Origin of the sequence: Kribbella sp. NPDC005582, from assembly GCF_040605415.1 — a bacterium.
Taxonomy (GTDB): Bacteria; Actinomycetota; Actinomycetes; order Propionibacteriales; family Kribbellaceae; genus Kribbella.
The window spans coordinates 471,102-482,924 of the sequence record NZ_JBEXCU010000007.1 but is presented as its reverse complement, the minus strand read 5'-3'; the positions used below and the strand labels follow the sequence as shown (position 1 = coordinate 482,924).

The following is an 11,823-nucleotide window of genomic DNA, read 5'->3' as shown; positions in this document are numbered from 1 at the left end:
TAAGGCCCCCAGTAGACCACTGGGTTGATAGGCCAGAAGTGGAAGCACCGTAAGGTGTGGAGCTGACTGGTACTAATAGGCCGAGGGCTTGTCACACACTCACCCTCGAGGTGAGCGATGACACAGACCGCTGCGCTACAAGTAACTCGCGTTCACTGTACGGTTCCCAGAATATGAACAGGACCCCCAGCACCAACCCCAGCCACCACTGGTGGGGTTGTGACTGTGCAGGGTTGGTTGTTGATATTTTGATAGAGTTTCGGTGGTCATAGCGTCGGGGAAACACCCAGTCTCCATTCCGAACCTGGAAGTTAAGCCCTTCAGCGCCGATGGTACTGCGACCGGGAGGTCGTGGGAGAGTAGGACGCCGCCGGACATTCACACTGTTAAGGGCCACCCCGCGAGGGGTGGCCCTTAACATTTGTCTGGCCCTTTTTTTCACGCTGCGCCGATCTCTGGCGGTGCTCGCAGGCTGGTCTCCGGGCCGCTCGATGCGGGTGTCCGGGGCCCGGAGCGGTAAGTTTGTGCGGTTAGCCCGCACTACACAGCATCGTTAGGAGTCACAGTGGCGACGCCACCTCGCAATCCCCGGTCCGGCTCGGGGGACCGACGCGGTTCCTCCGGGAACAGTGGACGTCCCGGCCGTAGCGGTGGGGGACGTCCCGAATCCGGTGGTGCCGGCTACAGCGGTAAGCGCTCCGGCTCAGGCTCCGGTGGTGGTTCCAGCTTCGGCGGTCGCTCCGGATCGAGCGGTGGCTCGGGTGGCGGTTCTGGGTACGGCGGGAACCGGAGCGGTGGCGGTTCGGGCTCCGGTGGTGGACAGCGGAGCCCGGGTGGGTTCCGTGGTGCTTCGAGCCGTGGGGACAGCCCGCGGACGGGCGCTCCCCGCAGTTCTGGCAACCGGGATGAGCCGCGTACCGAGAACCGGCGTGGTTTCGCCGGCTCCCGTGGTGACGACAAGGGCCGCCGTGATCCCTTCGGAGGCCAGCTGGCAGGTCGCGACGACCGCAGCGGCGACTCCCGAGGCGACCGCGGTGGCTACAACCGCGACGACCGTCCCACCGGAGGCGACCGCGGAGGTTACAACCGCGACGCCCGCTCCGGCGGTGGCGACCGTGGTGGCTACAGCCGTGACGATCGCTCTGGTGGCGGCGACCGCGGTGGATACAAGCGTGACGATCGCTCTGCGGGCGGGGACCGCGGCGGATACCGCCGTGACGACCGTTCTGGCGGTGGCGATCGTGGTGGGTACAGCCGTCCTGCCGGCGGAGCCGGTCGTGATGACCGTTCGAGCGGCGGATACAGCCGCCCAGCCGGCGGGGGTCGCGACGACCGCTCCGGTGGTGGCGACCGCGGTGGGTACAGCCGGCCGACTGGTGGGCGTGATGACCGCGCCAGTGGCGGGTACAACCGCGATAACCGCGGTTCGGGTACCGGCGGCTACAACCGTGATGACCGCTCTGGCGGCGGCGACCGCGGTGGATACAGCCGCCCGGCTGGTGGCGGTCGTGATGACCGCTCCAGTGGTGGGTACAGCCGTCCTGCTGGTGGGGCTGGTCGTGACGACCGCGCTGGTGGCGGGTACAACCGTCCTGCGAGCGGTGGCTACAACCGTGATGACCGGTCCGGTGGTGGCGACCGTGGTGGATACAAGCGTGATGATCGCTCGAGTGGTGGCGACCGCGGCGGGTTCCGTGGGGGTGACCGTCCGGCGCGTGATGACCGGGGCGGGTACAACCGCGACGACCGCGGGCCGGCTCGGCGGAGCGATGGGCCTGGGCGCGATGACCGCGGTGGGTTCAACCGGGACACGCGTCCGGCGCGGGACGACCGTACTGGGTACAACCGGGATGACCGACCGGCTCGGGATGACCGCGCTGGTGGGGTCCGGCGCGACGACCGGGGCGAGGGGCGGCGCGACCAGCGGTCGGCTCGGGACGACCGGGGCGGCGTACGCGGTGGTGCTCGCAGTGCGGGGCCGGCGCGCGGTGAGCGTGGTGCGTTCAAGCGCGATGACCGCGGTGGGCGTGGTGGACGTGACGACCGTCGTGGCGGACCGCGTCGCGACGACGAAGAGAAGGTCGGTCCGCGTCGCGACGACCCGGTGATTCCTGAGGGCATCACTGGTGCGGAGTTGGACCGCAGTGTGAAGGCGGAGCTGCGCTCGTTGCCGCGCAGTCTGGCGGACCTGGTTGCGCAGCACCTGGTGGCGTCCGGGCGGTTCCTGGACGACGACCCGGAGCTGGCGTACCTGCATGCCCGGACGGCTCGGCGGCTTGCTGCTCGGCTGGGCGGTGTTCGCGAGGCAGTGGCGATCACGGCGTACCTGGCTGAGCACTACGACGAGGCCCTGACCGAGTTCCGCGCCGTACGGCGGATGACCGGCAACCACGAGGTGCTGGCGATGATGGCCGACTGCGAGCGCGCGCTCGGGCGGCCGGAGAAGGCGCTGGCGCTGGCGCAGGACAAGCATGTTCGGGACCTGTCCGAGCCGACGCAGATGGAGCTGTTGATCGTGACGGCCGGTGCGCGGCGTGACATGGGCCAGACGGCTGCTGCGATCCAGGTGCTCGAGGTACCGGAGCTGACCAAGCGCACCCGGGCCGAGTGGTTGCCGCGACTGCGTTACGCGTACGCCGATGCGCTGGCCGCTGCGGACCGTACCGAAGAAGCGCTGATCTGGTTCCACCGTGCTGCCGGCGCGGACGCCGACGGTTCCACTGGAGCCGCTGAGCGTGCCGCCGAGCTCGAAGGCCTCGAGTTCACCGACCTCGACGAGGACATCGAGGACGAGGAGTTCGACGAAGCCGGGTCCGCGACGATCGTCGAGGTCGACGAGACCGACACCGAGGACAACTTCGGCGACCTGAACGAGGACGAGTCCGACGAGGACGAGGACTCGGACGACGAGAACCTTGCCGAGAGTGAACTCGCGGAGGAAGATGCCGCCGCCGGCGATCTCGTGGACGCCGAGGACGACCAGCCTGCGGACGAAGACGACGAGCCTGTGAACAAGGACGAGGACTCTGACGTGACCGAGGTGGTCGCGGAGGAGAAGCCGGAGAAGCCCGAGCAGTAGGACCAAGGTGTGACGAAGGAGCCGTCGGCTGATGCCGGCGGCTCCTTCGCGTTTCCCCCCCGCGACACATTCGCCCCAAACCGGTTCGGGGAGGATTCACCCACCGAATCCGTCCGGACAGCTCCCCAAAGCGGTTTGGGGAGCCCATGAGGGGGCGGGTTGCTGGGGACTCGCGGAGGACGGCCGGCGCCGTGTCGGGACCGGGAGAATGAGGGGATGAGGGTGTTGGCGGACGAGGCTGTGGGGGTGTTGGTGGAGGCCGCCTTGGCCAAGGGGGCGCGGCGGTTGCAGAAGGCTGTGCGGATGGTGGAGAAGGGCGAGGACGATGCCATCCACCAGGTGCGGGTTGCGTGCCGGCGGTTGCGGAGTGACCTGAGGCTGTTCCGGAAGTTGCTTGCGGGGGAATCCACGAATGCCTTGCGGGCGGAGTTGGCCGCGTTGGCGCAGGCTTGTGGGGAGGCTCGGGACCTTGAGGTGATTGCGGCGCTGGTCAAGGAGAGTTCGACCAGCGAGGACGACCCGGAGCACCTGGCAAGCATCCTGGACACGCTGACCGCAGGCTTGGAGCAGGCGTCGGCGCGGTCGTCCGAGGTGGTGCTCGGCGAGCGGACCGCGACGCTGCTGCGCAGACTCGAGACGGCACCGGAGTTGTCACCGAAGGCGCGGACCACTTGCGGTGAGGCGCTCCCCGAGCTGCTGGACGGCGCAGCGCGACAGTTTGCGCGTGAGGCGGACAAGCTGCAGCCGTGGACGGCGGACGACGACTGGCATGAGGTGCGGTTGCTGGCCAAGCGAGTCCGGTACGCCGCCAACACGTGCGCGACCGTGCTTGGCGACGAAGCGAAAGCAACCGCCGTACAGGCTGCCAGGTACCAGGAGCTGCTCGGTCAGCACCAGGACCACTGTGCCGCCGCGGACGCGCTGACATCGCTCGCAGCGGCCGCTGAGCCTCAGCTGGCCTTCACCCTCGGACGCCTGGTCGAGCGGCATCGGGCGGCCCGAAAGCCGCTGCGCGAGGAGTTCCTCAGCCTGTACCACCGCGCTTGACGTCAGAGCATCCGGAACAGCAGCCCCACCCGAGGCTTCGGACCGAACGACGTCGCCTTCTGCGGCAGTACGACGCCCTGCAGCGCCGACGCCAGCACTTGGTCCAGACGAGGAGCTGTGAGCTCGATGGAGACCTGCGAAGGGCCGGCCAGGGCTGCTGCGTCGGACCAGGTGTGGTGGAAGGTGATGTCGTCGACGGGCGCGCCCCAGGCGGGCAACAGGTGCTCGTGGAGGGATGAGACGACCGGGACGGTCTGACCGTTGGCCGGGCGGACTGTGAGCCAGGTTGTGCCGTCTGTCAGCGAGATGTGATCGGGGAGCTTCTCGGACCGGCCGGGGAGGACGTTCCAACCGGCTGGTGTGCGGGACTGGACCATGTCCAGGGTCAGGCCGGGCACTACGCGGTGGATCGGGTCCAGCGTCAGCGGGTGCCGGTTGTAGTCGACCAGCATCGCCAGTCCGACCGATGTACTGGGGCGGTCCGGTTCGCGGCGGCTGCGTTCGAGGTAGGCGGCGTAGCGGTGGTGGCCATCGGCGATCAGCGCTTCGTGCCTGGCGATCTCGCTGGCGATCACGGCAAGGGTTTCGGGGTCTTCGATCCGCCAGATGCGGTGTTCGGCGCCGTTCTCGGTTTCGGCCTCCACCCACGGCACTCCGGTTCGGGCGGCGTCCACGGCGTCGCTGGCCGCCCGGCCGTCGCCGTACGCGAGCAGGATGGGTTCCAGGTCCGCGTCGGTCGCCTCCATCAGTTCCAGGCGGTCGTCGACCCAGTGCGGCATGACGTTCTCGTGCGGCAGGACCACGCGTCGCAGCGGATCCAGGGCGAGCGCACCGACCAGCCCGCACAGTACGGCGTCGCCCAGCCGCTGCTCGTACACGTACAAGGCGGGCCGTGGATCCTGGATGACCACACCGGTGCGCTGCCACTCGGCCAGTCGCGCGGCAGGCTCGTCGTACCGGCTCGGACCGAGGTTTGGGTCGCGTGGAAGGATGAGCCTCACCATGTTGTGCAAATCAGCCGCAGTGAGCCGCCGGACCAGCGCGGGTTCGAGCACGTCGTACGGCGGCGACGTGACCGCGCCCAGCCCGCTCACCATCCCCGCCACGAACCGCCACGCCCGCAGCGGCTCCAGCCGCAGCACGCTTGGCTCCGAATCCGGCATGAGCCGCATCGTACGGGCGGACTCATGACAGCGCATGGTGAAGCGCCCGCACCGCTGTCAGAGTGTGATGAACCGCTCGCGAGCCGGTACGACGTCGCGCTGCTGGATCTGGACGGCGTTGTGTACGTCGGACCCGATCCGGTGCCGGATGCGCCGGAGCACCTGCGGAACGCGGCCAAGGAAGGCATGCGGATCGGCTACATCACCAACAACGCCAGTCGGCCGGCGCGAGTCGTCGCCGAGCACCTGGCGTCGTTCGGACTGGATGTGATCGCCGACGACGTGGTGACGTCTGCACAGGCCGCAGCGAAGCTGATCGCGTCCGAGTACCCGAAGGGCTCGCCAGTGCTCGTCATTGGCGGCGAGGGGCTGTACGCGGCGCTGGAGGAGTACGGGCTGACGCCGGTTCGCAGCAGCGACGCGCGCCCGGTGGCCGTCGTGCAGGGCTTCCACCCGGATGTGAACTGGGTGATGCTCGCGGACGGCGCGCATGCGATCAACGAGGGCGCCAAGTGGTTCGCCACCAACCTCGACCTGACCATTCCGACCGCAGCGGGGATGGCGCCGGGCAACGGCACGCTGGTTCAGGCTGTGCGCGCTGCTGTCGAGGTGGACCCGGTTGTTGCGGGCAAGCCCGCACCGCCGTTGCTGGAGACCAGCATCGAGCGGCTCAAAGCCAAGAAGCCGTTGATGATCGGGGACCGGCTGGACTCCGACATCGCCGGTGCGCACGCGGTCGGCATTGCCAGCTTGTGGGTGTCGACCGGTGTGCACGACGCGCACGACCTGGCGCAGGCGCCGAAGGACCAGCGGCCGACGTACATCGCGCCGGACCTGGCCGCGCTCGCCCAGAAGCAACCGGGCGTGACCGTTGACGGCAGCAACCACAGCTGCGGCGGCTGGACCGCTGAGGTCGTCAACAACGCCGTTGCGGTGAAGGGGGAAGGCGAGCCGTACGACGGCCTGCGCGCGATCCTGTCCGCGGTCTGGACCGCTGTCGACGCTCCGGCGAAGCCGACCGGCAAGACCGCGAAGTCGGCGACCCGCGGCAGCCGCCGTCCGTTGCCGAAGCCCGCACCGGCGCTCGGGACGATCGCGATCAACGAGGCGCTGCACCGGGTCGGCCTGGACAAGTGACTTCGAAGCGCTACCGTTGCTGGAACGAAGCGAGGAGGCAGTCATGGTGATGGACGCACTGCGCGGCTACGTACAGCTGGCGAACGGCCTGACCGAGGTCAGCAAGCAGAAGGCCCAGGCGGCGGCGAAGGCGCTGCTGCAGCAGACCGGTGCGGATGCACTGACGAGCGGGCTGACCACCAAGGTGGGTGACCTGGCCGACGAGATCGTTGCCACCAGCAAGAGCAACCGGCAGCTCCTGCAGGCGATCGTGACGAACGAGGTCGAGGGCGCCGTGGCGCGGCTCGGGTTCGTCCGTTCCGAGGAGGTCGCGGCGCTGACCCGGCGGGTCGAGCAGCTGGAGAGCGAGCTCGCCGAGGCGCATGAGCAGGCCGCCGCGGCGACCGAGCGCGCAGCGGCCGCGTCGGTGGCTGCCGCGAAGCCCGCCTCGACGCAGGCTCCCGCGAAGAAGGCGCCGGCGAAGAAGGCTGCGGTCAAGAAGGCTCCGGCCAAGGCGGCGGCCGCCAAGAAGGCAGCGCCGGCGAAGAAGACCGCAGCGAAGAAGACGGCAGCGAAGAAGGCCTGACGTGACCGAACACCCTGGCGAGCAGTTCCCCCCGGACGTCGACCCCGACGTGGAACCGGACTACGCGCCGGAGGAGGGCGAGGACGTCCCGGCACGCCCCGACTACGACGCGGAGCCCGGATCGCAGGACTTCGAGTACGGCGAGGAGTCGCAGGAGACCGCGGAGCCGGAGCCGGTGGAGCACGCGGCCGTGGATCCGGCCGAGGTTGAGTTCGGGTCGGAGTTCGCCCGCGAGCCCGGTGAGCAGCACGAGCACGCGTTCGTGGCAGAGGCAATCGACGACGGGGCCGCCGACTCGCAGGACGAGGACGACTCCGGGCACCCGCTGGTCGAGGAAGTCATGGGCCGGCTGCACGATCTGCGCGACAAGCCGGTCGCGGAGCACGCCGACGTCTACGCCGATCTGCACGAGCGGCTGCAGACCGCACTGGTCGAGGCGGACGCCGACCAGGGCGACCGCACCCCGTAGTGGCCAAGGGAGCGGCGAAGCGCGCGCGGCTCGACGCAGAGCTCGTACGGCGGGGTCTGGCGCGATCGCGGGAGCAGGCGAGCGAGCTGATCGCGGCCGGCAAGGTGAAGGTGTCCGGAGCAGTCGCCTCGAAGCCGGCGACCGGTGTCGGAACCGATGCGGCGATCGTGGTCGACACGTCCGAAACCGACGACCCTGGGTACGCGAGCCGTGGTGCGCACAAGCTGATCGGTGCGCTGGAGGCGTTCCCCGAGGTGCAGGTGAAGGGCCGGGTCGCGCTCGACGCGGGTGCGTCCACCGGCGGCTTCACCGATGTACTGCTTCGCAACGAGGCTCAGCACGTGTTCGCGGTCGATGTCGGCTACGGCCAGCTGGTATGGGCGTTGCAGACTGACGACCGGGTGACGGTGATGGACCGGACCAACGTCCGGACCCTCACGCTCGAGCAGATCGGTGGTGAACCGGTTGACCTCGTGGTCAGCGACCTGAGCTTCATCTCGCTCACGCTGGTGCTCCCGGCGCTGCTCGCAGTGGTGAAACCGGACGGCGAACTGATGCTCATGGTGAAACCGCAGTTCGAGGTCGGCAAGGAGCGGCTCGGCAAGGGTGGCGTGGTCCGGGACCCCGAGTTGCGGGCGGACGCCGTACGGCAGGTGGCGGTCAAGGCGCAGCAACTGGGCTGGGGGATTGCCGGAGTCGCGGCCAGTCCGCTGCCCGGTCCCTCCGGAAATGTCGAGTACTTCCTGTGGATACGGCGTTCGGCGCCGCCGCTGGATGAGACGATGCTGCAGGACGCGATCGAGCGTGGACCGCAATAGGAGGGTACAGAGTGGCTGAGCCGCGGCGCGTGCTGTTGGTGACGCACACCGGACGGGACGAAGCGGTCGAGGTGGCGCGGGACGCGCACCGGCTGCTGACCGGCGCCGGTCTCCTGGTCCGCCTGCTCGCCAACGAGGCCGAGGACCTGAAAGTCGACCCGGTCGAGATCGCCGACGACCCTGAGAAGGCCGCGCTCGACGTCGAGCTGATCATCGTGCTCGGTGGCGACGGATCGATCCTGCGCGGTGTCGAGCTGGCCCGCCCGCACGGTACGCCGGTGCTCGGCGTGAATCTCGGGCATGTCGGGTTCCTGGCCGAGGCCGAGGTCGACGACCTGGAGCGGATCGTCCAGGTTGTGGTCAACCGCAGCTACACGGTCGAGGAGCGGATGACGCTGGCTGTCGACGTCCGCCTCGACGACGAACTGATCTTCGAGACCTGGGCGCTGAACGAGGCGAGTGTCGAGAAGGCCGCCCGGGAGAAGATGCTCGAGGTGCTGATCGAGGTCGACGACCGGCCGCTGTCGCGCTGGGGCTGCGACGGGGTCGTGGTCGCGACGCCGACCGGGAGTACGGCGTACGCGTTCTCGGCGGGTGGTCCGATCGTGTGGCCCGAGGTCGAGGCGATCGTGCTGGTCCCGGTGAGCGCGCACGCGCTGTTCTCGCGGCCGATCGTGGTGGCGCCGTCGTCGCGGTTGTCGATCGAGCTGGTCCGAACCTGGAACGGTCGCGGTGTGCTGTGGTGCGACGGCCGGCGGATGGTCGAGGTGCCGCCTGGGGCCGAGATCGTGGTCCGCCGGGGCGCCCGCCCGGTTCGTTTGGCCCGCGCGCACGAGGCGCCGTTCACCGACCGGCTGGTCGCGAAGTTCGACCTCCCGGTGCTCGGCTGGCGCGGCGCCGCCGAACGCAAACGCAATCCCAACGGTCAACAGGAGTCCTGATGCTTTCGGAGATCCGCATCACCGGCCTGGGTGTGATCGAGGACGCGACACTGGACCTCGACCCCGGATTCACGGCCGTGACCGGTGAGACCGGTGCCGGTAAGACGATGGTCGTGACCGGCGTGAACATGCTGCTCGGCGGTCGCGCCGACAGCGGGCTGGTGCGGCACGGTGTCCGGCGGGCGCGCGTCGAGGGGCGGGCGACCAACGTCCCGAAGTCGATCGTGCAGCAGGCCGAGGACCGCGGCGGCGAGATGGACGACGAAGAGCTGCTGATCGCGCGCGAACTGTCGTCGGAGGGACGCTCCCGGGCCTTCCTCGGCGGCGCGTCGGTGCCGGTGTCGGTGCTCGCCGAGGTGTCCGGTGACCTGGTCGCGATTCACGGCCAGGCCGACCAGTGGCGGCTGCTGCAGCCTGCTCGTCAGCGCGAGACCCTGGATACCTTTGCCGGCAAGCCGGTCCTGGTGCCGCTGCAGGAGTACGCGACGTCGTACAAGCGGCATCGCGAGATCGAGGCCGAGCTGACCGAGCTGACCACGAGGCAACGCGATCGGCTCGCCGAGGCGGACCGGCTGCGGTTCGGGCTCGAGGAGGTGGCCAAGGCCGAGCCGTTGCCCGGTGAGGACACCGAGCTGGCGGCCGAGGAGGATCGGCTCGCGTACGCCGACGGTCTGCGGACCGCGGCGACCAACGCGGCCGATGCGCTCGCGTCCGAGGATCTCGAGTCGACGCGACCGAGCGACGTACTGGGTTTGCTGGCGTTGGCCAAGCAGCTGCTGGACGGCGAACGCGAGCACGACGCCAAGCTGGCCGAGCTCGCGGACCGGGCCGGCGAGCTTGGTTACCTGGCTGCGGATCTCGCTGGTGAGCTCTCGTCGTACGCCGCTGATGTGGACACCGATCCAGCGCGGCTGTCCGTGGTGAGCGAGCGGCGATCGCTGCTGACCAACCTGATCCGCAAGTACGGCGGTGAGCAGGGCACTGTTGACGAGGTGCTCGACTGGGCGAAGCGGTCCGCCGAGCGGCTGGCCGAGCTGGACGGCAGCGATGAGCGCGTTGAGCTTCTGACCGCAGAGCTGGCCGAGCTGGATGCAACGCTGACCGAGCTCGGCCGCCAGGTGCGGGAGGCCCGGATCGAGGCAGCGCAGCGGCTCGGTGTGCTGGTCTCGGAGGAGCTGACCGGACTTGCGATGCCGCACGCGACGCTGTCGGTCGAGGTGCACGAGACGTCGGCCGGTCCGTTTGGCATTGACGAGATCGAGTTCTGCTTCGCGGCGAACCCGGGCAGCCCGGCTCGGCCGCTGCAGAAGTCGGCCTCCGGTGGTGAGCTCTCCCGCGTGATGCTGGCGCTCGAGGTGATCCTCTCCGACACGCACAAGGTGCCGACCCTGGTCTTCGACGAGATCGACGCCGGCATCGGCGGCCGCGCCGCGGTCGAGGTCGGCAAACGACTCGCCCGGCTGGCCGAGAAGGCCCAGGTCATCGTGGTGACCCACCTGCCGCAGGTAGCAGCCTTCGCTGACCGGCACGCCGTCGTACTGAAGAGTGACGACGGTTCGGTGACGACGAGCGGTCTGGTCGCGCTCGACGACGACGCCCGGTTGAAGGAGCTGTCGCGGATGATGGCCGGCCTCGAGAATTCGGATGCAGCCCAGGCTCACGCCGAAGAACTGCTCGCCCTGGCCGCGGAACGTCACAACAAACCCAAGAAGAAAAGGCGCTAGGTACGACGGGCTCGCAGGACCAGCACGATCACTGCGAGCTGCAGGAGCACGACAACCGGGATGACCGCGTGGAACATCGCGGACGTCGACCAAGACACCAGACTGAACACGATCGACAACGCCTGCGACACCACGGTCAGCCGGACCGCCCAGCGGCGGGTGCCATCGAGCTTCCAGGCCAGGAAGACGCACAGAACCGCCAGCAGCAGGTGAAAGACGGTCGCAGACGTCAGTGCGACCTGCACCGACGCGTCCAGCTCGCTCGATCCGAAGTCGGGGTGCTGGGCAGCGACCTCGCCGCGCAGCGTGTCCGATCGCGCCAGCATCACTGCCGGGATCACCAGATGTGCAAGGGCAATCACCAGTAGTAGAACGCGTGCCGGTTTCATGTCAGCTCCTTCTTCTGGCCGATCGGTTCAGCACCGGTGCCGGGGCGTCGGTACGGCGGTGGTGCTCGGCCCAGACCTCGTTGAGCCGGTTCACGCCGCGCAGCGCCTCGGCGACCTGCGCGTCGGTCCACCCGGCCACGACCGACACGAAGGCCGCCGTACCGGCTTCTGTTGCTGCTGTGAGCGCACGCCGGCCGGCCTTGGTGGCGGCGACGAGAAAGGTCCGGGCATCAGCCGGATCCGGTGTGACAGTGACCTCGCCGGCGTCCTCCAGTACGGCGAGGTGCCGGCTGACCGCCGATGCCGTCAGCCCGAGCGCCGTGGCCAGCTCCCGCGGGCGGAGCGGGCCCTGATCGGCCACGGTGGCAAGGATCCGGAGCCTGGTCAGGTCGAGTTTCCGGGCGATCCGGCGCTGCCCGGTCTCGATCAGATCCATCACGGCGAGCGCGAGCCGCTCCCGATCATTTCGTTGCGACATGAAACGAAGTGTA

General features: G+C 69.1%; 12 protein-coding genes and 2 rRNA genes. 11 read left to right on the top strand and 3 right to left on the bottom strand.

What is annotated here, in order from left to right:
- The 5 genes from ABZS29_RS34040 to ABZS29_RS34020 form a co-directional block, all read left to right on the top strand.
- Window positions 1-96: ribosomal RNA gene (locus tag ABZS29_RS34040) — 23S ribosomal RNA — on the top strand; the annotation flags it as partial.
- A 162-nt stretch (window positions 97-258) separates the two neighbouring features.
- Window positions 259-376, top strand: a 5S ribosomal RNA gene (gene rrf / locus ABZS29_RS34035).
- A gap of 592 nt (window positions 377-968) precedes the next feature.
- Complete coding sequence (locus ABZS29_RS34030) at window positions 969-2,108, top strand: hypothetical protein (RefSeq protein ID WP_355468348.1); 1,140 nt, start codon at window positions 969-971, stop codon at window positions 2,106-2,108.
- Window positions 2,109-2,134: 26 nt separating this feature from the next.
- Entirely contained in the window at window positions 2,135-3,079 is a 945-nt protein-coding gene (locus tag ABZS29_RS34025; RefSeq protein ID WP_355468347.1) for a hypothetical protein, read from the top strand.
- A gap of 216 nt (window positions 3,080-3,295) precedes the next feature.
- Window positions 3,296-4,126, top strand: coding sequence for a CHAD domain-containing protein (locus tag ABZS29_RS34020; RefSeq protein WP_355468345.1), 831 nt, complete (start codon window positions 3,296-3,298; stop codon window positions 4,124-4,126).
- 2 nt (window positions 4,127-4,128) lie between these two features.
- Here ABZS29_RS34020 and ABZS29_RS34015 read toward each other — a convergent pair whose 3' ends face one another.
- Window positions 4,129-5,289, bottom strand: coding sequence for a DUF1015 domain-containing protein (locus ABZS29_RS34015; protein WP_355468343.1), 1,161 nt, complete (start codon window positions 5,287-5,289; stop codon window positions 4,129-4,131).
- 24 nt (window positions 5,290-5,313) lie between these two features.
- On the opposite strand from ABZS29_RS34015, the gene ABZS29_RS34010 reads away from it, so the two are divergent.
- Genes ABZS29_RS34010 through recN form a run of 6 tightly spaced genes read left to right on the top strand, consistent with a single transcriptional unit; the run spans window position 5,314 to window position 10,943 of the window.
- Window positions 5,314-6,426 (top strand): HAD-IIA family hydrolase, encoded by a 1,113-nt coding sequence (locus ABZS29_RS34010; RefSeq protein ID WP_355468341.1) that lies wholly within the window; start codon window positions 5,314-5,316, stop codon window positions 6,424-6,426.
- A 43-nt stretch (window positions 6,427-6,469) separates the two neighbouring features.
- Window positions 6,470-6,991: a polyhydroxyalkanoate synthesis protein PhaF gene (locus ABZS29_RS34005; protein WP_355468340.1), complete on the top strand. Its 522-nt coding sequence runs from the start codon at window positions 6,470-6,472 to the stop codon at window positions 6,989-6,991.
- Window position 6,992: 1 nt separating this feature from the next.
- Window positions 6,993-7,460 carry a hypothetical protein gene (locus ABZS29_RS34000; RefSeq protein ID WP_355468338.1) on the top strand — a complete coding sequence of 156 codons (468 nt, stop codon included), beginning with the start codon at window positions 6,993-6,995 and terminating at the stop codon, window positions 7,458-7,460.
- Window positions 7,460-8,278 carry a TlyA family RNA methyltransferase gene (locus ABZS29_RS33995; protein ID WP_355468337.1) on the top strand — a complete coding sequence of 273 codons (819 nt, stop codon included), beginning with the start codon at window positions 7,460-7,462 and terminating at the stop codon, window positions 8,276-8,278. Before ABZS29_RS34000 ends, ABZS29_RS33995 begins: the two co-directional genes overlap by 1 nt.
- 11 nt (window positions 8,279-8,289) lie before the next feature.
- Complete coding sequence (locus tag ABZS29_RS33990) at window positions 8,290-9,219, top strand: NAD kinase (protein ID WP_355468335.1); 930 nt, start codon at window positions 8,290-8,292, stop codon at window positions 9,217-9,219.
- Window positions 9,219-10,943 carry a DNA repair protein RecN gene (gene recN, locus ABZS29_RS33985; protein WP_355468333.1) on the top strand — a complete coding sequence of 575 codons (1,725 nt, stop codon included), beginning with the start codon at window positions 9,219-9,221 and terminating at the stop codon, window positions 10,941-10,943. The genes ABZS29_RS33990 and recN overlap by 1 nt, the downstream gene beginning before the upstream one ends.
- Here the strand turns inward: recN and ABZS29_RS33980 are convergent.
- Window positions 10,940-11,332, bottom strand: coding sequence for a hypothetical protein (locus tag ABZS29_RS33980; protein WP_355468331.1), 393 nt, complete (start codon window positions 11,330-11,332; stop codon window positions 10,940-10,942). The two genes, recN and ABZS29_RS33980, sit on opposite strands and share 4 nt — an antisense overlap.
- Before the next feature lies 1 nt (window position 11,333).
- Entirely contained in the window at window positions 11,334-11,810 is a 477-nt protein-coding gene (locus ABZS29_RS33975; RefSeq protein WP_355468329.1) for a MarR family transcriptional regulator, read from the bottom strand.
- Window positions 11,811-11,823 lie beyond the last annotated feature (13 nt).

What these genes read in the sequence shown, in the direction of transcription:
- ABZS29_RS34020 (WP_355468345.1), top strand. Translation starts at nt 3,296, where the DNA reads ATGAGGGTGTTGGCGGACGAGGCTGTGGGGGTGTTGGTGGAGGCCGCC.
- ABZS29_RS34015 (WP_355468343.1), bottom strand. Translation starts at nt 5,289, where the DNA reads ATGCCGGATTCGGAGCCAAGCGTGCTGCGGCTGGAGCCGCTGCGGGCG.
- ABZS29_RS34010 (WP_355468341.1), top strand. Translation starts at nt 5,314, where the DNA reads ATGACAGCGCATGGTGAAGCGCCCGCACCGCTGTCAGAGTGTGATGAA.
- ABZS29_RS34005 (WP_355468340.1), top strand. Translation starts at nt 6,470, where the DNA reads ATGGTGATGGACGCACTGCGCGGCTACGTACAGCTGGCGAACGGCCTG.
- recN (WP_355468333.1), top strand. Translation starts at nt 9,219, where the DNA reads ATGCTTTCGGAGATCCGCATCACCGGCCTGGGTGTGATCGAGGACGCG.
- ABZS29_RS33980 (WP_355468331.1), bottom strand. Translation starts at nt 11,332, where the DNA reads ATGAAACCGGCACGCGTTCTACTACTGGTGATTGCCCTTGCACATCTG.
- ABZS29_RS33975 (WP_355468329.1), bottom strand. Translation starts at nt 11,810, where the DNA reads ATGTCGCAACGAAATGATCGGGAGCGGCTCGCGCTCGCCGTGATGGAT.